Source organism: Micromonospora sp. NPDC048868 (assembly GCF_043198195.1).
Taxonomy (GTDB): domain Bacteria; phylum Actinomycetota; class Actinomycetes; order Mycobacteriales; family Micromonosporaceae; genus Micromonospora; species Micromonospora reichwaldensis.
In genome coordinates, this window is sequence record NZ_JBICUN010000003.1 from 190,365 (window position 1) to 213,035 (window position 22,671).

21 protein-coding genes are annotated in these 22,671 nt (G+C 73.7%); 5 read left to right on the top strand and 16 right to left on the bottom strand.

Features of this window, described 5'->3' with window-relative positions:
* Complete coding sequence (locus ACGFNF_RS05880) at positions 1 to 741, bottom strand: MerR family transcriptional regulator (protein WP_393166066.1); 741 nt, start codon at positions 739 to 741, stop codon at positions 1 to 3.
* A 177-nt stretch (positions 742 to 918) separates the two neighbouring features.
* Between ACGFNF_RS05880 and ACGFNF_RS05885 the strand changes: the two genes are divergently transcribed.
* A complete protein-coding gene (locus ACGFNF_RS05885) occupies positions 919 to 3,192 on the top strand; it encodes an ATP-binding cassette domain-containing protein (RefSeq protein ID WP_393166068.1) in 2,274 nt (757 codons plus the stop codon).
* Between the two features lie 166 nt (positions 3,193 to 3,358).
* Here the strand turns inward: ACGFNF_RS05885 and ACGFNF_RS05890 are convergent, their stop codons facing one another.
* The 3 genes from ACGFNF_RS05890 to ACGFNF_RS05900 form a co-directional block, all read right to left on the bottom strand.
* Positions 3,359 to 3,607, bottom strand: coding sequence for a hypothetical protein (locus tag ACGFNF_RS05890; RefSeq protein ID WP_393166070.1), 249 nt, complete (start codon positions 3,605 to 3,607; stop codon positions 3,359 to 3,361).
* Positions 3,608 to 3,743: 136 nt separating this feature from the next.
* The gene (locus tag ACGFNF_RS05895) at positions 3,744 to 4,163 is read right to left on the bottom strand and encodes a protein-tyrosine phosphatase family protein (protein WP_393166073.1); all 420 of its coding nucleotides are present in this window, start codon (positions 4,161 to 4,163) and stop codon (positions 3,744 to 3,746) included.
* Positions 4,164 to 4,326: 163 nt separating this feature from the next.
* A complete protein-coding gene (locus tag ACGFNF_RS05900) occupies positions 4,327 to 4,926 on the bottom strand; it encodes a helix-turn-helix domain-containing protein (RefSeq protein ID WP_393166075.1) in 600 nt (199 codons plus the stop codon).
* Between the two features lie 80 nt (positions 4,927 to 5,006).
* Between ACGFNF_RS05900 and ACGFNF_RS05905 the strand changes: the two genes are divergently transcribed.
* The gene (locus ACGFNF_RS05905; RefSeq protein WP_393166077.1) at positions 5,007 to 6,023 is read left to right on the top strand and encodes an NAD(P)/FAD-dependent oxidoreductase; all 1,017 of its coding nucleotides are present in this window, start codon (positions 5,007 to 5,009) and stop codon (positions 6,021 to 6,023) included.
* A gap of 205 nt (positions 6,024 to 6,228) precedes the next feature.
* Here ACGFNF_RS05905 and ACGFNF_RS05910 read toward each other — a convergent pair whose 3' ends face one another.
* Positions 6,229 to 6,549 carry a MazG-like family protein gene (locus tag ACGFNF_RS05910; protein ID WP_393166079.1) on the bottom strand — a complete coding sequence of 107 codons (321 nt, stop codon included), beginning with the start codon at positions 6,547 to 6,549 and terminating at the stop codon, positions 6,229 to 6,231.
* Between the two features lie 112 nt (positions 6,550 to 6,661).
* On the opposite strand from ACGFNF_RS05910, the gene gdhA reads away from it, so the two are divergent.
* Positions 6,662 to 7,999, top strand: a complete 1,338-nt coding sequence (gene gdhA / locus ACGFNF_RS05915; protein ID WP_357579920.1) for an NADP-specific glutamate dehydrogenase — start codon at positions 6,662 to 6,664, stop codon at positions 7,997 to 7,999.
* Between the two features lie 73 nt (positions 8,000 to 8,072).
* Here the strand turns inward: gdhA and ACGFNF_RS05920 are convergent, their stop codons facing one another.
* The 5 genes from ACGFNF_RS05920 to ACGFNF_RS05940 all read right to left on the bottom strand — a co-directional run bounded on the left by ACGFNF_RS05920 (position 8,073) and on the right by ACGFNF_RS05940 (position 15,238).
* Positions 8,073 to 9,887, bottom strand: coding sequence for an extracellular solute-binding protein (locus ACGFNF_RS05920; RefSeq protein ID WP_393166081.1), 1,815 nt, complete (start codon positions 9,885 to 9,887; stop codon positions 8,073 to 8,075).
* Between the two features lie 92 nt (positions 9,888 to 9,979).
* Complete coding sequence (locus tag ACGFNF_RS05925; protein WP_393166083.1) at positions 9,980 to 11,218, bottom strand: serine/threonine-protein kinase; 1,239 nt, start codon at positions 11,216 to 11,218, stop codon at positions 9,980 to 9,982.
* A gap of 236 nt (positions 11,219 to 11,454) precedes the next feature.
* Positions 11,455 to 12,102 carry a hypothetical protein gene (locus ACGFNF_RS05930; protein WP_311411156.1) on the bottom strand — a complete coding sequence of 216 codons (648 nt, stop codon included), beginning with the start codon at positions 12,100 to 12,102 and terminating at the stop codon, positions 11,455 to 11,457.
* Between the two features lie 13 nt (positions 12,103 to 12,115).
* Positions 12,116 to 13,894 (bottom strand): DUF4012 domain-containing protein, encoded by a 1,779-nt coding sequence (locus ACGFNF_RS05935; protein ID WP_393166085.1) that lies wholly within the window; start codon positions 13,892 to 13,894, stop codon positions 12,116 to 12,118.
* A gap of 120 nt (positions 13,895 to 14,014) precedes the next feature.
* A complete protein-coding gene (locus ACGFNF_RS05940; protein ID WP_393166087.1) occupies positions 14,015 to 15,238 on the bottom strand; it encodes a glycosyltransferase family 4 protein in 1,224 nt (407 codons plus the stop codon).
* A 162-nt stretch (positions 15,239 to 15,400) separates the two neighbouring features.
* Between ACGFNF_RS05940 and ACGFNF_RS05945 the strand changes: the two genes are divergently transcribed.
* The gene (locus ACGFNF_RS05945) at positions 15,401 to 15,955 is read left to right on the top strand and encodes a low molecular weight phosphatase family protein (RefSeq protein WP_311411159.1); all 555 of its coding nucleotides are present in this window, start codon (positions 15,401 to 15,403) and stop codon (positions 15,953 to 15,955) included.
* Here ACGFNF_RS05945 and ACGFNF_RS05950 read toward each other — a convergent pair.
* Positions 15,936 to 17,396, bottom strand: coding sequence for a polysaccharide biosynthesis tyrosine autokinase (locus ACGFNF_RS05950; protein ID WP_393166089.1), 1,461 nt, complete (start codon positions 17,394 to 17,396; stop codon positions 15,936 to 15,938). The two genes, ACGFNF_RS05945 and ACGFNF_RS05950, sit on opposite strands and share 20 nt — an antisense overlap.
* Before the next feature lie 331 nt (positions 17,397 to 17,727).
* On the opposite strand from ACGFNF_RS05950, the gene nhaA reads away from it, so the two are divergent.
* Entirely contained in the window at positions 17,728 to 19,050 is a 1,323-nt protein-coding gene (nhaA, locus tag ACGFNF_RS05955; protein ID WP_393166091.1) for a Na+/H+ antiporter NhaA, read from the top strand.
* Between the two features lie 176 nt (positions 19,051 to 19,226).
* Here nhaA and ACGFNF_RS05960 read toward each other — a convergent pair whose 3' ends face one another.
* The 5 genes from ACGFNF_RS05960 to egtC form a co-directional block, all read right to left on the bottom strand.
* A complete protein-coding gene (locus ACGFNF_RS05960; protein WP_393166093.1) occupies positions 19,227 to 19,541 on the bottom strand; it encodes a hypothetical protein in 315 nt (104 codons plus the stop codon).
* Positions 19,538 to 19,900, bottom strand: a complete 363-nt coding sequence (locus tag ACGFNF_RS05965) for a DUF1622 domain-containing protein (RefSeq protein ID WP_132234546.1) — start codon at positions 19,898 to 19,900, stop codon at positions 19,538 to 19,540. Before ACGFNF_RS05965 ends, ACGFNF_RS05960 begins: the two co-directional genes overlap by 4 nt.
* 77 nt (positions 19,901 to 19,977) lie before the next feature.
* The gene (locus ACGFNF_RS05970; protein WP_151455156.1) at positions 19,978 to 20,565 is read right to left on the bottom strand and encodes a TMEM165/GDT1 family protein; all 588 of its coding nucleotides are present in this window, start codon (positions 20,563 to 20,565) and stop codon (positions 19,978 to 19,980) included.
* Positions 20,566 to 20,813: 248 nt separating this feature from the next.
* On the bottom strand, positions 20,814 to 21,779 hold the full coding sequence (gene egtD / locus ACGFNF_RS05975; RefSeq protein WP_393166095.1) for an L-histidine N(alpha)-methyltransferase: 966 nt from the start codon (positions 21,777 to 21,779) through the stop codon (positions 20,814 to 20,816).
* Positions 21,780 to 21,823: 44 nt separating this feature from the next.
* Positions 21,824 to 22,570, bottom strand: a complete 747-nt coding sequence (gene egtC / locus ACGFNF_RS05980; RefSeq protein WP_357580883.1) for an ergothioneine biosynthesis protein EgtC — start codon at positions 22,568 to 22,570, stop codon at positions 21,824 to 21,826.
* Positions 22,571 to 22,671 lie beyond the last annotated feature (101 nt).

A 22,671-nucleotide genomic window follows, 5' to 3' on the forward strand; every position in this document is an offset into this window, starting at 1 on the left:
TCACCCGGGCAGGGCCGGGTCGCGGTGGCGCAGGTAGTCGTACAGCGCGGCCGAGGCGTGCAGCCGCCGCAGGCTGCGCCGGTGCAGTTCCTGCTCCCGCTTGGCCAGCTCCGCGTGGACCCGCTGGGCACTGCCGGTGGTACGCATCTCGCCGAGCACCGCCGCGACGATGTCGAACGGGTACGCGCCCCGGCGCAGCAGCGCCACGACCTGCGCGGCGCGCAACTCGGCCGCGTCGTACACCCGGTAGCCGGTGCCGCGCTCGCGGACCGGCCGGAGCAGGCCGCGCTGCTCCCACAGCCGTAGCTGCGAGGTGCGGACGCCGACCAGGTCGGCGACCTCGCCGATGCGGGCCCCGCGCCGGGGCGCCGGCAGGACGGCGGCCGGGCTGGTCACCACGGTCTCGAACGCGCCGAGCACCCGCCGGATGTCGGCCCGCTCCCGGTCCAGCTCGGCGTGGCCGGCGTCGAGCGCCGCCAGCGCCGCCGCCAGGTCGCTCCGGTGCACCGCGGCCATGACCTCCCGGGTACGCGCCCAGCCGTGCCCCTCGGCCATCCGCCGGACCACCGCCAGCGCCCGCACGTGGTCGCCGGTGAAGACGCGGTAGCCGGCGGGCGTGCGCTCGACCGGCGGCAGCACGCCGAGGTCGACGTAGTTGCGCACCTGCTGGACGGAGATGCCCGCGGTCGCCGCGACCTCCGCCCCCCGCCACCGTCCGGCCCGTCCTCCCGCATCCACCACCTCGCCACCCTACCGGTCTACACGTGGTTTGAGACTTTCCCTCCCACTCCGGGCCATCGGTGCCGCAAGAGGAGGTGAAACCCTCCACGGGCGGTTGAATGAGACGATTGAAGGCGGCCTGGCCCCCGTAGATGTACCCCGGGCGGGACTCCGCCCACGATCTCGCGAAGGGTTCGCATGCAGCAGCCAGCACGGTCCGCCGCCGACAGTCACGACATGATCGAGGTACGCGGCGCCCGGGAGAACAACCTCGCCTCCGTCTCGGTGGACATCCCCAAGCGCCGGCTGACCGTCTTCACCGGGGTCTCCGGCTCCGGGAAGTCGTCCCTGGTCTTCGGGACCATCGCCGCCGAGTCGCAGCGCCTGATCAACGAGACCTACAGCGCCTTCCTCCAGTCGTTCATGCCGAACGTGAGCCGACCCGACGTCGACTCGCTGCGCAACCTCAGCGCGGCCATCGTCGTGGACCAGGAGCGGATGGGCGCGAACTCGCGCTCCACCGTCGGCACCGCCACCGACGCGTACGCGATGCTGCGCATCGTCTTCAGCCGGCTCGGCACCCCGCACGTGGGCGGGGCCGGCGCGTTCAGCTTCAACCTGGCCGAGGGCATGTGCCCGGTCTGCGAGGGCCTCGGGCGGGTCTCCGACCTCGACGTCGACGAACTCGTCGACGTGGAACGCTCGCTCAACGACGGCGCGATCAAGGTGCCCAACTTCGCCGTCGACTCGTGGTACTGGCAGACCATCGTCCACTCCGGGCTGTTCGACCCCGACACGAAGCTCCAGGACTACACGCCGCAGCAGTGGGAGGACTTCCTCCACAAGCCGTCCACGAAGATCAAGGTGGGCAGCAACAACTGGACGTACGAGGGCCTGGCGGTCAAGGTGCGCCGGCTCTACCTGAGCAAGGACCGCGAGTCGATGCAGGCGCACATCCGGGCGTTCGTCGACCGGGCGGTCACCTTCACCACCTGCGCCGACTGCGGCGGGACCCGGCTCAACGCGGCGGCGCTCTCGTCCCGGATCGCCGGGCGCAACATCGCCGAGTGCTCGGCGATGCAGATCAGCGACCTGGCCGGGTTCGTCCGCGCCATCGACGACCCGTCGGTCGCCCCGCTGACCGGCAACCTGCGCGACCTGCTCGACTCGCTGGTCGAGATCGGCCTGGGCTACCTCAGCCTGGACCGCGAGTCCGCCACCCTCTCCGGCGGCGAGGCGCAGCGGGTGAAGATGGTCCGGCACCTCGGCTCCAGCCTCTCCGACGTCACGTACGTCTTCGACGAACCGACGGTCGGCCTGCACCCGCACGACATCGCCCGGATGAACGACCTGCTGCTGCGCCTGCGCGACAAGGGCAACACGGTGCTGGTCGTCGAGCACAAGCCCGAGACGATCGCCATCGCCGACCACGTGGTCGATCTCGGGCCCGGGGCCGGCACGGCCGGCGGTCGGATCTGCTTCACCGGTGACGTCGCCGGCCTGCGCCGCTCCGACACCCTCACCGGCCGGCACCTCGACCACCGGGTACGCCTGCGCGAGCACGTACGCCGGCCGGCCGGCCAACTGTCGATCCGCAACGCCGACCTGCACAACCTGCGCGAGGTCGACGTCGACATCCCGCTCGGGGTGCTGACCGTGGTGACCGGGGTGGCCGGCTCCGGCAAGAGCTCACTGATCCACGGCTCGCTGCACCGCCGCGACGGCGTGGTGGTCGTCGACCAGTCGCCGATCCGGGGTTCCCGGCGCAGCAACCCGGCCACCTACACCGGCCTGCTGGACCCGATCCGCACCGCCTTCGCCAAGGCCAACGGGGTCAAGGCCGCGCTGTTCAGCGCCAACTCCGAAGGCGCCTGCCCCACCTGCAAGGGCATCGGCCTGGTCTACACCGACCTGGCGATGATGGCCGGCGTCGCCTCGGTCTGCGAGCGGTGCGAGGGGCGACGCTTCACCGACGAGGTGCTCACCTACCGCCTGCGCGGGAAGAACATCAGCGAGGTGCTCGCGATGCCGGCCACGGAGGCCCGGGACTTCTTCCCCGGCGGCCCCGCCCGGGCGATCCTCGACCGGCTGGTCGACGTCGGGCTCGGCTACCTCACCCTGGGCCAGCCGCTCAACACGCTCTCCGGCGGCGAGCGGCAGCGGCTCAAGCTGGCCATCCGCATGGCCGACAGCGGGAGCACGTACGTCCTGGACGAGCCGACCACCGGCCTGCACCTGGCCGACGTGGACCAACTGCTCGCCCTGCTGGACCGGCTGGTCGACGCCGGCAACACCGTCGTCGTCATCGAGCACCACCAGGCGGTCATGGCGCACGCCGACTGGCTGATCGACCTCGGCCCGGGGGCGGGACACGACGGTGGCCGGATCGTCTTCACCGGCACGCCGGCCGACCTGGTCGCCCACGGCGACACGCTGACCGCCCGTCACCTGCGCGAGTACGTGGGCCGCTGAGCCCTTGGCCGGACGGCGGCGACCCTCCGGACGCCACACCCCGGGCCGGTCGCGTCCGGCCCCGGACCGCATCGCCCTCCGGCCCGGATCGCATCGCCCTCGGCCGCCCGGGTCCACATCCCCGGTTGCCTGGCCGGGGCGGTGCCCGGGGTCGCCCGCCGGGCGGTCAGCGTCCCGACACGGGGACCGCCCGGGCGGACGGCGCCGCCAGCCGGCGCGCCCAACGCCGTAACGGCGACACCGACGCCGCGACCGGAGTGAGCAGCCCGACGATGATCAGCAGGGCGTCGAGGAAGAGCGTGGCGAGTACGACGAGAACGGCCAGCGACGCCACGGTGCGGGCGGTCACCGACGCCGGGCGGGCCGGCGCCCGGTGGGCGCCGTGCTGGCGGACGGGGATGCGGGGTGGAGCCATGGTGCCTGGTACCTGCCTCGGAGATTGGGGTGCGGCCGCTCCTACCCCCTGTGACCTGCCCAAACACGTCCGATGACAAGCACCACAACCCGCCGCGCCCGCCTGCCCCGGCGCAGGGAGTCACCGCTGCGGTGCGTCAGGTGAGGCGGCGCAGCCAGCGACGCTGCCAGGGCGTCTCCACGGCCCGCGGGCGGTAGGTGGCGCGTACCCAGTCCACCGCCTGCTCGGGCGGCAGCCCGTCGAGGATCGCCAGCGCCGCCAGCGCGGTGCCCGTACGCCCGGTGCCGCCCCGGCAGGCCACCTCGACGCGTTCGCCGTCGTGGGCGCGACGCAGGGCCTCGGTCAGCGCGTCGATCGCGTCCGCCCGGTCGACCGGCACCCAGAAGTCGGGCCACCGGATCCGCCGGTGCGGCCAGGCGGGTGTCGGCCCGGGCGCCAGCAGCAGGGCGAAGTCGGCGGGCGACGCCTCGTCCGCGATCCGTCGTCCCCGCACCCGCGCCCCACTCGGCAGTACGACGACCCCGGCCTGCTCGCCCCACACCCGTACGTCACTCATCCCCCCATCCTCACGTCCGCCCCGCTCCCCCGCCGCCCCGCCGCGCCCTCAATCCCCATGTTGATCATGAAGTTATCGACCGATTCGATCTCCAGAAGCGGCAACAACTTCATGATCAACAGGGGATGGCGGGGAGGGAGGGGCGCGGGGTGGGGGTTGAGGGTCAGGGTTGGGATTGGGGTTCGGTTTTCGGGCGGGCGCGGAGGTGGGCGCGTTCGCCCTGTCTGCCGAAGAGGCTGAGGAACTCGACCGGCTCGGCGTCGGCCGACCCGAACCAGTGCGGTACGCGGGTGTCGAACTCCGCCGCCTCCCCCGGCGTGAGCACGAGGTCCTGGTCGCCGAGGATGACCCGCAGCCGCCCGTTGAGGACGTAGAGCCACTCGTAGCCCTCATGGGTCTGCGGATCGGGCTCCGCCCTGCGACCGCCGCCCGGGATCACCAGCTTGTACGCCTGGATGCCGCCGGGCCGGCGGGTCAGGGGCAGCATGGTCATCCCGTGGCGGGTGACCGGGCGCAGGTGGACGCGCGGGTCGCCGGTGGACGGGGCGTCGACGAGTTCGTCGAGCGTGACGCCGTGCGCCCTGGCCAGCGGGAGGAGCAGTTCGAGGGTGGGCCGGCGGGAACCGGACTCCAGCCGGGAGAGCGTGCTCACCGAGATGCCGGTCGCCGCCGACAGGTCGGCCAGGGTGGTCTCCCGCTGCCGGCGCAGCGCGCGCAGCCGGGGACCGACCGCGCCGAGCGTCTGGTCCAGGTCGTCGTCCATGCCGCCATCTTGCCACTATGGCAACAATGTTTGCCACCGTGGTAGCGGCGACCGCATCGTGGTCGCGGGAGGTGGTCACGGTGACCGATCGGTTGGACGGCAGCTACGACGTGGTGGTGATCGGGGGTGGCGCCGCGGGGTTGAGCGGGGCGCTGACGCTGGCCCGGGTGCGACGGTCGGTGGTGGTGCTCGACTCGGGCGCGCCGCGCAACGCCCCGGCCGAGGGCGTGCACGGGTTGCTGGCCCGCGAGGGGATCCGGCCGGCCGAGCTGCTGGAACGCGGCCGGACGGAGGTACGCGGCTACGGTGGCCGGGTGGTCACCGGCGAGGTCGCCGCCGCGAAACGCGACGACGACGGCTTCACGGTGACGCTGGCCGACGGTCGGACGGTCCGCGCGCGCCGGCTGCTGGTGGCCACCGGGCTGGTGGACGAGCTGCCGGACGTCCCGGGACTGCGGGAGCGCTGGGGCAGGGACGTGCTGCACTGCCCGTACTGCCACGGCTGGGAGGTCCGCGACCGGGCCATCGGCGTGCTGGCCAGCGGGCCGTTCTCGGTGCACCAGGCGCTGCTGTTCCGGCAGTTGAGCGCCGACGTCACGTACTTCCAGCACACCATGGCGCTCTCCGACGAGCAGGCGGAGCAGCTGGCTGCCCGGAAGATCCGCGTGGTCGACGGCGAGGTCACGTCCCTGAAGGTCGCCGACGACCGCCTCGTGGGCGCACGGCTGGGCGACGGCACTCTCGTACGCCGGGAGGCGCTGGCCGTCTCGTCGCGGATGGTGGCGCGCGCCGGCTTCCTCGCGGCGCTCGGGCTGCGGCCCGCAGCACACCCGGCGGGGGTCGGCGAGCACGTCCCCTCCGACGCGACGGGCCGCACCGACGTGCCCGGGGTGTGGGTCGCCGGCAACGTCACCGATCCGGCGGCCCAGGTCGGTGCCGCCGCGGCGGCCGGTGTGGTCGTCGCGGCCCAGATCAACGCCGATCTGGTCGCCGAGGAGACCCGCCGGGCCGTGGCTGCCCGTCGCGCCCCGTTCTCCGCGCGCTCGGAGGCGGCGCTCTGCGAGCAGGTGGTGGGCGACCGTCGCCACGGCCTCTGACGTCCCGACAGGCGCCGGTGGGCCGCCGCGCCGGAAACGCGGCGACCCGGCGGGTGCACAGCGCCCCAGCCGGAAGTCGACATCACGCGGGCGCGGCGGCCCAGCCCGGGATGCGGCCCCGGCGGGCGGCGACTCAGCCCGGGAGGCGGGACCGACGCGGGTACGGCGGCTCAGGCGGGAGGCGGACCGACGCGGGCGCGGCGGTTCAGGTGGGAGGCGGACCGACGCGGGCGCGGGCCTTTCTGGCGCACGCGCCGAGCACGAGACGGGAGTCCAGCCCGAGGCTCTCGATGGCGACCAGCGCGGTGAACGCCGCGTCCGCCAGTTCCGCCGCCACGTCCTCGCGGCTGTGCGTGACGCCCTTGCGCGGGTTCTGGCCGAGCAGACCGATCCAGGCGCTCGCCGCCTCCCCCGCCTCCTCGGTCAGCTTGAGCATCCGGCAGGTCATTTCGGTCTGTCCGGTGCCGTTGGCGGCGTCCAACCAGCCGCGCGAGGCCCGAACCGCGTCCCAGATCGACTCGTCCACGCGACCAGTGAACCGGACGGAGGTCACGGTCCGTATCGCGGGACGGTTGGCGGGTAACCGGGTCCGGGTGGTAGCAACAGGGTCTACCAGCGCAAGTGAAGGGACGTGTCGTATGCCGGAGACCGTGGAGACGGTGTTCACCAGCGTGGTCGCCCGCAATCCGGGCGAGCCGGAATTCCACCAAGCGGTACGCGAGGTGCTGGAGAGCATCGGCCCGGCGCTGGCCAGACACCCCGAGTACGCCGAGGCGCGGATCATCGAACGGATCTGCGAGCCGGAGCGGCAGGTCATCTTCCGGGTGCCGTGGGAGGACGACCGCGGCCGGATCCAGGTCAACCGGGGCTTCCGGGTGGAGTTCAACAGCGCGCTCGGGCCGTACAAGGGCGGGCTGCGCTTCCACCCGTCGGTCTACCTCGGGATCGTGAAGTTCCTGGGCTTCGAGCAGATCTTCAAGAACGCGTTGACCGGGCTGTCGATCGGTGGCGGCAAGGGCGGCGCGGACTTCGACCCGAAGGGTCGCTCGGACCGGGAGGTGATGCGGTTCTGCCAGAGCTTCATGACCGAGCTGTACCGGCACATCGGCGCGGAGACCGACGTGCCGGCCGGGGACATCGGCGTGGGCGGCCGGGAGATCGGTTACCTGTTCGGCCAGTACAAGCGGATCACCAACCGGTACGAGTCGGGGGTGCTGACCGGCAAGGGCCTGGCGTACGGGGGCGCGCAGGTGCGCCGCGAGGCGACCGGCTACGGGGCGGTCTTCTTCGCCGACGAGATGCTCCGGCAGACCGGGGACAGCCTGGAGGGCAAGCGGGTCGTGGTCTCCGGCTCCGGCAACGTGGCGATCTACGCGATCGAGAAGGTGCACCAGCTCGGCGGGCGGGTGGTCGCCTGCTCCGACTCGTCCGGCTACGTCCTCGACGACAAGGGCATCGACCTGGAGCTGCTGCGGGAGCTGAAGGAGCAGCGCCGGGCCCGGCTCGACGACTACGCCCGGCACGTGCCGCACGCGGTGGCGGTCTCCGGCCGTACCGTCTGGGAGGTGCCCTGCGAGCTGGCACTGCCGTGCGCGACGCAGAACGAGATCGGCGGCGCGGAGGCCGCGGCGCTCGTGGCCGGCGGCTGCGTCGCGGTGGTGGAGGGCGCGAACATGCCCACCACGCCGGAGGCGGTACGCATCCTCGGCCGGGCCGGGGTGCGCTTCGCGCCGGGCAAGGCGGCCAACGCCGGCGGCGTGGCGGTCAGCGCGCTGGAGATGCAGCAGAACGCCAGCCGGGACTCGTGGACGTTCGCCGAGTCGGAGCAGCGGCTGCGTGACATCATGCGCAACATCCACGACCGCTGCTGGAGCACGGCCGAGGAGTACGGGCTGCCCGGCGACTACGTGGCCGGGGCCAACATCGACGGGTTCCGCCGGGTGGCGGAGGCGATGCTGGCCCACGGCCTGATCTGACGGGGCGGCCGGTCCGCCGTGCCAGCGCCGCCGCGGCCGACGCGCGTCGTCACGCCCCGGCGGCGCCGGCGGCTCAGAAGCTGCTGACCAGCTTCACGAACGCCTCGTCGATCATGGCGGGGTCGGTGGCGTCGAACGCCTTGCCCGACGACGCCTTGGCGATCCGGTCCAGCGTGGCGAAGTCCGAATCCCCGTCGAAGGCGATGCAGAAGACCTTCACCGGGCGCCGCGGGTCCAAGGCCACGTCGGCGAGCAGCCGGGCCAGGTCGTTGTCCCGGGCGTACTCGTTCTTGCCGTCGGTCAGCACGACGACGGCGTTGATCCGGTCCGGGTCGTACCGCTCGAGCACCTGCTCGTGGGCGGCCCGGACCGTCGCGTAGAGCGCCGTGTCCCCCGCGACGTGCAGGCCGGCGATCCGGCTGTTGATGCGCTTCTGGTCGAAGTCGCCGAGCCGGACCTCCTCCCGGTAGGGGCCGTCGGGCCGCTTCGAGGTCTCCGAGGAGAACGACCAGAGCCCGACCCGGTCCTCGGAGTTGAGCAGCGCGAGCCCCTTGGCCGCTGCCGCCGACGCGACCTGGAAGCGGGTGCGGTCGCCGACCCGTTCCTGCATCGACCCGGAGGTGTCCAGCGCGATCAGGATGTTGGCCTTCTTGCGCAGCGTGCTCCAGCCGGTCAGCATCGCCTCGACCACTCCCGGGTTCGGCGGCGCGAAGTAGGTCAGCCCGCCGGTGGGCTCGGCGCCGACGCTGGCGAGCAGCCCCGCCGAGGCGCGGCGCTCGTGGTCGCGGAAGCCGAGGCGGACGAAGCTTTCCTGCTGGTCGTCCGCGGTCAGGAACTTCAGGAAGTCGTCCGCCGCCGCGCGCTGCCGTTCGTCGGCGGAGGGGAGCACCACGAAGGGGTGGTCCAGGTTGAAGGTGCCTTCCTTCGGGTGTACGGCGACCAGCGGCACCTTCGGCCGGGGGCCGCGCTCCTGGCCCTCCTGCCGCGGGCTCAGCCCGCCCTCGTTGTAGAGGTGGACCAGCTCCTCCTGCATGACGATGGCGCTCATGTCGCCGGCGCCGGCGCCTGTACCAGCCAGGTCGGCCTCGGCGAGGTCGCGCAGCAGCTCCACCGAGTCGTCGCTGTAGTGCGACACGTTGGCCTCGATCTGCCGGACGAACCGGGTCACCTTCGGATCCGCCAGGTCCGACGTGGTGAGGTCGCTGGAGCGCTGCGCGGCGGCGTAGTAGGTGGCGATGGTCGCCGCCAGCCCCGAGGTCGAGAGGTTCGGGTTGTCCTTGCCGAAGGTGAACCGACCCCACTCCGGTTTGCCGAAGCCCGCCCAGCCCTGCCGCCCGGAGAGGCCGAGGATCTCCCCCCAGCCCAGCGGCCCGCGCTGGCGTACCAGCTCGCCCTTGGGCTGCGGCATCGCGATGACAAGCGGGCTGTTGGCGATCGACGGGTAGCGGCCCGGGGTCTGCGGCGCCCGCCCGGCGGCCTCGTCGAGCAGCCGCAGCTGGCCCGTCCAGAGGCTCGACGTCGGCAACCAGACCTGCGGCTGCGGCAGGCCGGTGCCGCTCCAGCCGGCGGCCAGCACCTCGGTGGCCTTGCCCGAGTTCAGGGCGCTGACGTGCACCTGGGCGCAGCCGCCGCCGTCGAGCGACCGGTCGCTGTCGTTGTACCGCTTCGCCAGCTCGACCAGCAGCGCCGCCTTCTCGGTCGAGGAGTTCACGTCCAGGCGGACGGCACAGTCGGCCCGGGGCCGGTCGGTGCCCGCGTCCCGCTGCCGGACGAGCACGAACGCCCCGACGATGACCAGCAGCCCAGCGGTGACGGCCGCGGTGTACGGCAACCACTGTCGTGCGCGCGGCGGGGCTGGGGCCATGGCGACGTCCTCCTCGGCGGTCAACTGGTGGCAGTCAACCTATCGGTGCGGTGCCACCGGCAGCGCCCGACCCGGCGTCCGGGACGAACCGCCCCCCGCCCACCCGCGCCCCTCGGTCAGGGGCGGTCGCCGAGCGCCGTCGCGACCAGCAGCCGAACCGCGTAGACCACGACGAAGGTGGCCGCCCCGGTCGCCGCGGCCGCCTCCACCGCGCTCGACGCGACGTAGCCGGCCGCGGCGCCGACCGAGCCGAGGAAGATCGCGGTCGAGATGCCCCAGGCGTCGGTCGACTCACGACGGAGCCGCCGCCCCCAGCCGCCGCCCGCCCGGTCGGCGGGCGGGGAGGCCGTGGACGGACTCTGCGACGTCCGTTCGAGGCGCGTCGGCGACGTCGATTCCGGCGTCGCCGTCGACGCGTCCGGCGCGACACGGGGCAACGGCAGCGGCTCATTCGGCGTCGGCGCGCCGGCGGTCTCGTTGCCGAGTTGGAGCACGGTCTCCCGGCGCAGCGGGCCCGCGTCCCGGACGTCCTGCCCGAGCAGCCGCATCAGCACCTCTTCGGCCTCCGGCCGCTCCGCCGGGTCCTTGGCCAGGCACTGCCTGATCAGCTCGTCGAGGCCCGGTGGCAGCGCGGGCAGGTCGGGCGGCTCGTTGAGCACCCGGTGCATCACCGCGAAGAGCGAGTCGGTGCCGAACGGCGGCCGGCCCCCGGCGGCGAAGGCGATGGTGGCGGCCCAGGCGAAGACGTCGCAGGGTGGCCCGATGGAGTCGTTGCGGAACCGCTCCGGGGCCATGTACGCGGTGGTCCCCAGCACCCGGCTGGTGACCGTCTCGGTGACGCCCAGGGCGCGGGCGATGCCGAAGTCGATCACGCGAGGGCCGTCCCGGCCGAGCACCACGTTGTCGGGCTTCAGGTCGCAGTGCACGACGTCGCAGCGGTGGATCGCGGCGAGCGCGGTGGCCGTACCGACGGCGAGGCGGTGCAGCGCGTTGCCGGCGACCGGGCCCTGCTCGCGGACGTGCCGGTAGAGGGTCGGGCCCTCGATGAACTCGCTGACCACGTAGGGGCGTTCGCCGTCGACCTCGGCGAAGAGCACCTGCGCGGTGCAGAACGGCACGACGCGGCGCGCCGCGGCGATCTCCTTCATGAACTGCGACCGCGCCCGCAGGTCACTCAGGTCGATGTTGATCATCTTTACGGCCACCTGGTGGCCCTGGTCGTCCTCGCCCAGGTAGACCACACCCTGGCCACCCGCGCCCAGCCGACCGACCAGCCGGTACGGGCCGGCGGTCACCGGGTCGTGCGTCCACAGTGGCGCCAGTCCCGGCACCGGCGCGCCGGCCACTCCTGTCATCCCGACTCCATCGCTGTCGTGTCCCCGGCCACGGAGGACACGGCCATGGTGCCATGCCGCCGCCTGCTGGCCGAGGGTGCCCGGCCGGCCTCCCCCAGGCGGGCCGCGGCGGATCGGGTGGGCCGGCGCGGCGGGGCGACCGAGGCGGTACGGGACGGGCTGGCGCCCGTCGGAGATCTCCGACGGGCGCCAGTCGTTCGCGATGTCCGGGCACTGCCCGAAGGGGAGCTTCACCGTCAGCGCGCGGCTCCCATGCCGAAGCGGTGGCGCTTGCGCCAGACCAGCGACAGCAGCAGGAGCACCGCGCCGGCGCCGACGAGGCCGCCGCCGAACTTCATCGGGGTGCTCAGGCTGTCGCCCGTGACGGGCAGCGGCGGCGTGTGCTTCTTGAGCACGGTCAGCGTCGCGGTCGCCACCCGGTGGTACGTCTGGCCTTCGGCCCGGAAGGTGTACGTGCCGTGGTGACGCGGCGTGTAGGTGGTGCGGAAGTAGCCGTCGTCGTCAGCCGTGACCTCCAGGGTCCTGGGGTTCGGCTGGGGTGCCTGCTGGAACGAGACCGGCGCCATGGCGACGATCTCGCCGTCGCTGCGGCGCGCCTGGTCGGCGCCCGGCACGGCGGCGGCGAGCGGCGACGTGCTGACGGTGATGATCACCGTCTCGCCCGGCCCCCAGCCCCGGCCGATCAGGGTGGCGGTCTGGCCGACCACGACGGTCGGCGGGGTGACCGTGAGTGTCGGTGTCGGGGTGCCGCCCGGCGGGTAGATCGGTGGTTGTGGCGTGCCGGTGCCCGGCGTCGGCTGCGGCTGCGCCGCCCCCGCTGCGGTCGGCACGGCCAGCACGGCCAGACCGACCGTGAGCGCCATGATGATGCGGGATAGCCGCATGATTGGTTCCCTCCTACTGATCACAGCTTGGTGCGGAAACAACTTGGGTGGTCCATGGGGTGGCGGTGGGGGTCAGCCACAGCTCGGCGGTACCGACGCCGGTGGTCGCGGTCAGGACGGTGACCTCCAACGTGCGGGAGCCCCCCGGGCCGACCTCGACGTTGGCGGTGCTCACCTGGCGGCGCCGTTCGGTGCCGCTGCCCACCGCCGTCTCGACGCCGTCCAGACGGGCGGCGAGCACAGCCCCGCCGGCGGGGCTGTGCACCGACACCAACGTGCGGACGGTGTACGGGTCACCGGCCAGACCGAGGCCGAGGACCGACTCGCTGAGGCCCGACTTCGGCGCCGACGAGCGCAGGGTGACCCGGAGTCGAAGTTCCCGGCGGCCGTCGGGCCGGCAGTCGCCGACCGCCAGGGTCGCCGACGGCCGGAGGTAGTAGCCGAGCTTCGCGCCGCTGCCGTCGTTGAGGAACACGCCGACCGTGGGCACGGTGTCCTTCTCCGGAAGCGCCCCGGCCAACCGGCTGTCGCCGATCTTCCGTTGCTCTTCATGTCGGGCACTCCAGAACAATATCCGGCGTTCAGTGACAGCACGGTCAAATGAGGACAATAACGCCTTCGGGTCTACATTCTTCGTGACCAGCGCGTCGAACACGGCGGCGGCGGAGGCGGCGAAGAAGGCGTCCTGTTCCTCGTTGTCCATCCGCTGGTAGCTGTCGCTGAGCACCGTCTGCACGACCTTCTCGGCGGCCAGCGGGACACCCCCCGGCACCATCACCGGCCCGGTGGCCCTGAGCAGGTACGACAGCACCACCGGGTCGACGGCGAGCACCCCGTCCACGGTCGTGCCCGTACGCCGGCGGAACATCTCCCGGTAGAGGGCGGCGGCAGTCGGGAAGTGCGGGGTGAGGTTCACGTCGGCCGGATAGATCCCGGGCAGGTCGGCCCAGAGGCTGCGCACCTCGGCGGGCACCTTCAGCGGCGGCTGGAACCGGCCCAGCGTGCTGCTGGTGCCCTGCCGTCCCATCCGGACCCGGCCGTCGGCCGCGTGGATGACCGCGTACGCGCCGATCATCCCGCCGGTGGCGCGCAGCTCGGCGGGGTTCTGGGAGACCACCAGGTAGGTGCGGGGACCGTCGGCGCCCAGCAGCCCCGGCAGCACCCGGGTGGCCTCGCTCGCGGCGGCGGTCAGGCCGGCCAGCCGGTCGATCTCGCCCCGCAGGTCGCCGAGCGCCTGCCGGACCTGTCCGACCAGGCCCTCGGTGGGCACCGTCGCGAGGCTGTCCCGGGCACCCTGCACCGTGGCGTTGACCCTGGCCAGCTCGGCCGACAGGGTCCGCAGCCGACCCACGTCCAGCCGCCCGCCCGCCGGCACCAGGCTGGTCAGGTCGGCGCGCAGCAGCGGCGGGAACGCCTGCCGGGCCAGGTCGTCGATGGCCACCGAGATCTGCCGGACGGCCGCCAGGTTGTCCCCCGCGTACGGGGTGTGCCGCCCGACCCACCAGCCGGGGTCACCGGTCGCCGCCCGGGCGCTGCCGGACTGCTCCTGCAGCGCCGCGAGGGTGCGCTGCGCCCGGGCGGTGTCGCCCCCGACCACCTGGGCGCTGAGCTCCCGGGCCAGGCCGGCGGCGTTGAGCAGGTGGGCGCGGGCCTGCCAGCCCCGGAAGCCCACCCAGCCACCGGTCAGCAGCAGCAGCGAACCCACCACGAGGGCGGCGAGCAGGGCCCGGCGCAGCTGCCGCCGCCGGCGGGAACGACCACGCCGTCGACGCGGTCTCGCGCTCTCCGTCACACCACACGTCCTTCCTGGGGAACGGCGGGCGGACCCCGGTCCGCTGCCGCTCCACACTGCTAACGATCGTTTTCGCCCGAAGATGACGCGGTTGACCGGTATGCGAGCCCCGCTCGCCGTTCACCGACCGTCGGGGCACCCGGCGGCCGCCTCGTACAGCAGCCGTTCGATCCGGTCCACACCCGCCGACATCGACATCTCCCGCAGGTACGCCTCCCGGCCGCGCCGGCCCATGTCCGCCCGGGCGGGCGGCGGGATGGTGGCGGCCAGCCAGAACCGGTCGGCGAGGCTCGCCCAGTCCCCCGGCGGGCAGGAGAGCCCCGCCCGGGCCCGTTCCACCAGGTCCGCGGTGTCGCCGCCGGCGGAGGCCACCACGGGCACGGCGCAGGAGAACGCCGCCTGGAGCTTCGCCGGCAGGGTGCTGCGCAGCTCGGGCAGGTCCCGCAGCATGACGAGCTGGTAGTCGGCGGCGGCGTACAGGTCCGGCATGTCCGGCGGAGACCGCCGCTCCACGAAGCGCACGTTCTCGGCCCGCAGGTCGGCGGCGAGCCCCCGCACCCGCCGCTCGTCCGCGCCCGAGCCCACCAGGACGAGGTCCACGGTGTGGTCCAGTGCCGCCGCCGCCCGTACCGCGGTCTCCAGGCCCTGCCGGGCGCCGATGGTGCCGGCGTGCATCACCACGCACCGCTCGTCGCGCCGGACCAGCCGGTGAGCCGCGCGGCTGGGCCGGGCGGGGTGGAAGATCCGCTCGTCGGTCCAGTTGAGCACCACCCGCACCCGGGCCGGGTCCACACCCGCCTCGACGACCCGGTCGCGCAGCGACGGCGCGGCGACCGCGATCCCGTCCGCGGCCCGGTAGACCCGCGCCATCGCGGCGGCGATCCGCCCGGCCCACCGCCCGTTCTCGGCCCCGACCGGCTCGTCCTCCGCCCAGACGTCCTGCACGTGCACGACGGTCGGCACCCGGCCCAGCAGGCGGAGCAGGCCCGCCGCGGCGAAGGCGTTCGCCGGCGGCAGGTGGACGTAGAGGGCGTCGACGTCGGCCAGGAACCACCGTCCGGTCACCGTCGCGCTGCCGGCGAACGACAGGTGGCCGGCCATCCGGCCGCGCAGCGACCCGTCCCCGGCGGAGTAGCGCGGGACCCGCCGGACCGTCAGCCGCTCGCTGTGGGTCTCGTACCGCCAGCGCTGCCGCCAGCCCGGGTAGACGTGGCCGCCGGGATAGTCGGGGAAGCCGGTCAGCACCTTCACCTCGTGCCCCCGGACGGCGAGTTCCTCGGCGAGACTGCCCGGGATGAACGCCGGCTCGGGCGGGAAGTGGTACGACAGGATCCCGATCCTCACCGACCCACCTCCGTCCGGCCGGGACTCCTCGGCGCGGCACCGTGCCGTGGAGTCGTCCGGCCCGCGTACGATGCCGACATCCCCTCCACGTCCGGCCGGCTCCGACGGCCGGCGGCCGGCGCGGCGCCACCGTCCGCGACGGCACCGACGAGAGGGGTCCGCATGGTCGACCGGGTGTTGTTCGTCTGCCACGCCAACCTGTGCCGGTCACCGATGGCCGAGTACATCGCCCGTCGCCTGCTGGCCGGGCGCGCGGTGACGGTCGCCAGCGCCGGCACGGACGCCGTCGACGACCTGCCGATGCACCCGCACGCGGCGGACCTGGCGGCCGAGACCGGCGGGGATCCCACCGACTTCCGCAGCCGCCGGCTGCGCCCGGAGCACCTGGCCGGGGCGACGCTGGTGCTCACGGCCACGCGCCGCCAGCGCTCGGTGTGCACCGCCCTCGCGCCGGCCGCGCTGCACCGGACGTTCACCCTCCGCCAGTTCGGCCGGCTGGCCTCGGCCGCCGACCCGACGACGGATCCGGCCGACGGTCCACTGCGGGCGGCGGTCGAGGCGGCCGCCCGCGCCCGGGGGCGGCTGCAACCCGCCACCGGGGACGCGGACGACCTGCGGGACCCGATCGGCGGCACCGCCGCCGACTTCCGACGCTGCGCGGAGGAGATCGAACGGTCGATGCGACCCCTCGCGGCGCTCATCGCGACAGCCGGGTGAGTTCCTGCGTACGGTCGCTGACGACGCCGTCGACCCGCTCCGCGTGCCGGGCGGACGGGGTCGCGTCGGCGGGCACCTCCGGCGTCGCGGCGGCGGAGACCACCCGGTAGGCCTCGTACTGGTACGCCTCCGCCTTGGCCACCTTCGCCATGTTCAGCACGCAGCCGAGCAGCCGGACGGAGACCGAGTTCAGGGCGCGGGCGGCCTGCGCCACCTGGCTGCGGGAGGTGCGGCCCTGCTGGGAGACCAGGAGCGCGCCGTCGGCCTGCACGGCCACCACCACGCCGTCCGTCACGGCCAGCAGCGGGGCGGTGTCGATGATGACGATGTCGGCGGACTCGCGCAGGGCGAGCAGCAGGTCCGCCATCGCCTTGGAGCCGAGCAGCTCACTGGGGTTGGGCGGCGCCGAGCCGCTCGGGAGCACCAGCAGGGACTTGTCGCCCCAGCGCTGGACCACGTCGCCGACCTGGACGTCGCCGACCAGCACGTCGGTCAGCCCGATGCCCGCGTCGAGCCCCAGGTAGTCGGCGACCTTCGGGCGGCGCAGGTCGGCGTCGACCAGCAGCACCCGCCAGCCGGCCTCGGCCAGGGCGATCGCCAGGTTGCAGGAGAGCGTGGTCTTGCCCTCGCCCTGCAGGGCGCTGGTGACCGCGATGACGCGGGCGGGCTCGTGCACGTCGACGAAGCGCAGGTTGGTGCGCAGCTTGCGCACCGCCTCGGCCCGGGCGGAGTTCGCCGCCGCGCCGACGATCAACGGCTCCGACTTCGCGGTGCTCTCGAAGGGGATCTCGCCGAGCAGCGGGCTGCCGGTGGTACGCCGGAGGCCGGCGGCGTCGCGCAGGCGGACGTCGGCGACCCCGCGCAGGATCGCCAGGCCCACGCCGGCGAGCAGGCCGAGCAGCGTACCGACGGCGAAGTTGCGGACCGGCTGCGGCGAGACGGGCGTCGGGGTGACCCGGGGCCCGCTGACCACCTCGATCCTGATCGGGCCGGCCTTGCCGTCCTGGGTCGTCTCCACCTTCTGCACCAGCTGGACGAACTGCGCGGAGAGCACCTCGGTGACCTTCAGAGCCCGGCTCTGGTCCGTGTCGGTCACCGACGCGCGCAGCAGCACGGTGCCGGTCTCGGTGGAGGTGCTGACCCGGCGCTGGACCTCCTCGGCGGTGAGCCCGACCGGAGCCTCGGCGACCACGCTCTGCGCGAGGCGGTCGCTGGTCAGCAGTTCCGCGTAGGACTTGACCCGCTGCTGGAGGAAGAGGCCGCCCTGGTAGGCGTCGGTGACGCCCTGGCTGGGCGTGGTGACGAAGAAGGTCACCGAGGCGACGTAGCGGGGCTGCGCCCGGACGGTGACGAGCGCGGTGACGCCGAGCGCGACCATGACGGTGAGGAGCACGATCCACCAGTGCCGACGCACGAGGCGGAGTTGGCGGTACAGGTCCATCAGGCGCGCCTCCGTACCAGGCCGGTAACGCCAAAGAACTTCACGAAAACCCCCAAGGTCGACTTAATCTCGTGAAACCATTAAAGCGACTCATACGCCTTATGTCCCGAGTTACGTATTTTCACCCCTTGACATCGGCGCCCGACCCACCACCGGACAAACGGGCGGACGGCGTCCCGGGTGGCGGGGAAAACCGAGCGGGCGTGACCTCGGCGGCAATGAGCCGCCCCGACTCGCCGGTCACGCCTGTGCTGGATAGGGTCGGCAATGGTGTGCCGGGAAGCCTGGTCGGCGTCGTCTGATGCTGCCCAAGACCGAGGTGGAACCGCGCATGACCGACCGCAAACCGCCAGCCGACCGCCCCCGCCCGAACCGGCGTTTCTTCTCGCGTACGTCCTGGCCGGAGGCCCGGTTCCTGGCCGACGTGCTGCGGACCGAGACCGTCGGCGGCGGGCTCCTGCTGCTCGGCGCGATGATCGCGCTCACCTGGGCGAACTCGCCCTGGGAATCCTCCTACGCCGCCCTCGGCGCCTGGGTGCCCTGGCCGGGCGGCGCGGCCCTGCACCTGGATCTGGACCTCGCCGCCTGGGCCGCCGACGGCCTCCTGGCGATCTTCTTCTTCGTCGTCGGGCTCGAACTCAAGCGCGAGTTCGTCGCGGGCGAACTGCGCGACCCTCGCCGGGCGGCGCTGCCCGTGATCGCGGCGGTCGGCGGCATGGCGGCGCCCGCCCTGATCTACCTCGCGGTCAACCTCGCCGCCGGCGGGGACGGGCTGCGGGGGTGGGCCATCCCCACCGCGACGGACATCGCCTTCGCCCTCGCCGTCCTCGCGGTCATCGGCTCGCACCTGCCGCAGGGCCTGCGCGCCTTCCTGCTGACCCTGGCGGTGGTCGACGACCTGCTCGCCATCACCATCATCGCGATCTTCTACACCGCCGACTTCAGCCCGCTGCCGCTGCTCGCCGCCCTGGTCCCCATCGCCCTCTTCGGCCTGCTCGTGCAGCGGCGCAGGACGTGGTGGTGGGCGCTGATCCCGTTGGCGGCCACCGCATGGGTCCTCATGCACGCCTCCGGGGTGCACGCCACCGTGGCGGGCGTCCTGCTGGGTTTCACCGTGCCCGTCCTGCGGGGCAAGGCCGGCGACGCGCACGGGCTCGCCGAACACCTGGAGCACCGCTGGCGCCCCGTCTCGGCCGGTTTCGCCGTGCCGATCTTCGCGTTCTTCGCGGCCGGGGTGTCGCTGCGGGGCGCCGGCCTGGGGGCCATCGTCACCGACCCGATCGTGATCGGCGTCGTCGCCGGTCTGGTGCTCGGCAAGGTCGTCGGGATCTTCGGCTCGACGTTCCTGCTCGCCCGGTTCACCCGCGCGCAGCTCGACGAGGACATCACCTGGACGGACCTGCTCGGCGTGGCGCTGCTCGCCGGGATCGGGTTCACCGTCTCCCTGCTGATCGGCGAACTCGCGTTCGGCCCCGACAGCGCCGCCGCCGGCAACGTCAAAGTGGCCGTGCTGACCGGCTCGGTGATCTCCGCGTTGCTCGCCACGGCCGTGCTGGTGCGGCGCAACGCCGCCTACCGGCGGATCGCGGCGGCGGAGCGGGTGGACGCCGACCGCGACGGCGTGCCGGACGTCTACCAGCGCGGGCAGGGCTGAACCGGCCGCCGCGCCCCCGGACGGGGCACCGCACCGGGCACGGCTCGCTCAGCGCCGGCCGCCGCGCCGGGCCAGGCCGCCGGGCCGGGCCGCCGGGCCGGGCCGCCGGGCCGGGCCGCCGGGCGCTCACGGCCAGCGGGCCGGCCGGGCCGCCGGGCCGGTCGCCCGGCCTGCCGTTACTGCTGGCGGTGCCGGCCCGGCGTCGGCCATCCGGCCGCGTCCGGCGCCGACGGACGTCGGACCCTCCCCGGCGGTCCGGCCGGCCCGCTGGCCGTGAGCGCGGCCCAGAGCAGCCGGCGCAGCAGGACGATCGCCGCCGCCGCGGCCAGGGCCGTCCAGCCCTGGCCGCCGGCCAGCCGCAGCAGCCCGGCGGCGGTCAGCAGGTCCAGCAGCACCCGCATCGCGCACCGCCAGGAACCCGTGCCGAGCAGCACCGCCAGCCCGGCCAGGGTGGCGAGGGCGGTGGTGACGGTGACCAGGGCACGGATCACCGGACGCGCTCCGACTCCCGGACCTGCTGCTGCTCCTGGCGGATCTCCCGGCCCAGGAAGTAGTTCAGCGCGGTCCGGATCGCGGCGATGGCCGCCAGCTGGCCGATCTGGGTGAAGGTCGGCGAGACCGCCGTACGCAGGATGTCCGCCGCGAGCTGGAACTCCAGCCCGAGGGTGAGGAACCGCCCCAGGGAGAGTCGGATCGGGGTGAACACGGCGGCGCTGCGGTGCCGCAGTCCCTCGACCACGAACCGCAGCGCCGCCCACGCCGCCCCGACGAAGATGACCACCGCCCCGGCGACCTCCACCGCCGTGACCAGGCCCTGGTAGCCGTGGCGCAGGATCTCCTCGACGCCCATCCGCTGGCGATACCCGGCCAGCGGGGCGGTAGTCGGCGTCGGGTGGGCCGCGTGCCGGCCGGGGCGGTGGCCGGGCGTCAGGTGAGCTGCGTGACGGCCTCCAGGATCAGCCAGAGTCCGCAGATCGCGAAGAGCACCGCGGCGCCGTACTTGATGGTCTTCTCGGGCAGCCGCTTGCCGAGCATCCGCCCGACGAGGATGGCGAGCGCGTCCGCCGCCACCATGCCGATCGTCGAGCCGAGCCAGGTGCCGAACCAGCCGTACTGGGTGGCGAGGGTGATGGTGGCGAGCATGGTCTTGTCGCCCAGCTCGGCCAGGAAGAACGCGACCGACACCGCGACGATGGCGGACTTGCTGCTCTTCTCGGCCTTGCGCTTCTCCTCCTCGGTGAGCGAGTCACCGCGCAGGGTCCACGCGCCGAAACCGAGGAACGCCAGGCCCGCGACGAGCGAGATCCACTCCGTCGGCAGCGCGGCGCCGAGCCCGTAGCCGATCGCCACCGAGGCCAGGTGCACCACGGCGGTGGCGATGGTGATCCCGATCAGGACCGGCACGGTCTTGAAGCGGGTGGCGAAGGTCAGGGCCATCAGCTGGGACTTGTCCCCCAGCTCGGCGACGAAGATGACGCCGAAGCTGACGACCAGCGCGACGAGGAAACCTTCCATGACATCCTTCCGGATCATGCCGGGAGGAGGTACGGGGCGCCCTCGACCCGGCTGCAACAGCCTGGGTCGAAGGTCTCGCCCGCCTCGGATGACGAGGCCGCGTGGCCGGATGCGGAACGCACCAGTGTGTCGACCACGACATTGGGGGCTACTCCCCTTCGCGTCGCCCAGCCTAACCGATCACCGATCGGGCCGGCTCCGGCGGGTGAAGATGCTCACCCGCCGGTCACCTGGCGCGGCCGCACCCGTCACTCGGCACGGGCCAGGGTGACGCCGAAGAGGCCGGCCGGATCGGTCCAGAAGTCCTGGGCCGCGAAGCGGGCCGAGCCCAGCTCGGCCGCGATCCCCTCGGGCCGGAACTTCGCCGACACCTCCGTGCGCAGCTCCTCGCCCTCGGCGAAGGTGACCGTCAGGTCCAGCACCCGTACGCGCATCGGCCGCCGCGCCCGCAGCCGCATCTCGATCCACTCCCGCTCGGCGTCCCAGAGCGCGACGTGGGCGAACCCCGCGGGATCGAAGTCGGCGCCCAGCTCCCGGTTGACCACCCGCAGCACGTTGCGGTTGAACTCGGCGGTGACCCCGGCCGCGTCGTCGTACGCCGGCACGACCACCGCCGGGTCCTTGACCAGGTCGGTGCCGATCAGCAGCCAGTCCCCCGGCTCCAGCGCGGCCCGCATCGCGGCGAGGAACCGCGCCCGCTCGGCCGGCAGGAGGTTGCCGATCGTGCCGCCCAGGAAGAGCACCAGCCGGCGCCCACCGGTCGGCAGGCGGTCCAGGTGGCGGGTGAAGTCCCCCACGATGCCGCGCACCCGCAGCCCGGGGTAGTCGGCGGCGATCTCGGCGGTGGACTGCCGCAGCGCGCTGACCGACACGTCCAGCGGCACGAACGTGCCGAGCCCGCCCCGGCGGGTGAACGCGTCCAGCAGCAGCCGGGTCTTCTCCGACGAGCCCGAACCGAGCTCGATCAGCGTCTTCGCCCCGGTCAGCTCGGCGATCGTGGCAGCCCGCTCGGCCAGCACCGCGCGCTCGGCGCGGGTCGGGTAGTACTCCGGCAGGCGGGTGATCTCCTCGAACAGCTCGCTGCCGCGGGCGTCGTAGAACCACTTGGGGGGCAGCCACTTCTCCTCGGCCGTCAGGCCGGTGCGGACGTCCTCCCGCAGGCTGCGGCCCAGGTCCTGCTCCTCCAGGTGGATCTCCAGCGGCTCCGCGCTCATGTCATCCCCTTCGTCGTCGGGTGGAACGTCCTGTCGGCCGGCGGTCAGACCTCGGCGAGGGCGCGGACGCGTACCCCCGTCGCCGTGGCCTCCACCAGTTGCCCCTCCGGCACCGCCTGCCAGCCGGGGTCGTCGTCGTGCGGTTCGGACGCCAGCAGCACCGAGGCCGGCGTCGCGCGGATCGACAGCGCGTGCCCGGCCACGCTGGCCACCACGGTGCGCCCGTCGGTGAGCAGCAGGTTGAGCCGGGACCCGGGCGCGGCCCCGGCCACCGCCGTCACGGTCTCGGCGACCGCCCGCGCCGGCTTCACCCCGGCCCGCAGCCGGTGCCGCACCAGCGCCCACACCAGCGCCGAGTCGGTGGCCGCGTCGAGGGTGAGCAGGTCGCGTACGGGCAGGGTGGCGGCGAGCGGAACCATCGAGTCGGGCCAACCCCGCACGACCCCGTTGTGGCTGAACAGCCACCGCCCCTCGGCGAACGGGGCGGCGGCCCCGTCGAGGACCGCCATGCCCACCGTGGCGGAGCGGACGGCGGCCAGCACCGCGCCGGCCGAGGTGACCTGCGCGAGCTGGGCGATTGTCGGGTCGCTCCAGATCGGCTGCGACCGTCGGTAGCGCACCGGCTCACCGTCGCCCGGGTACCAGCCGACGCCGAAGCCGTCGGCGTTGATCGTCCCGCCGCCGCGCATGTCGCGGGGCGCCCAGGACTGCCGCACGAGCGAGTACGGCGGGTCGAACAGCAGCTCCCGCAGGGTGACCGGCGGCCCCAGGTAGGCCAGGTGGCGACACATCAGGCGACACCGTCCCGCCCGGCGGGGCGGCCCGGACGCCGGCCGCCGATGTCGCCCCGCCCCGGGGGCCGGCCCCGGAACAGGGTGCCTGCTCCGGCCCA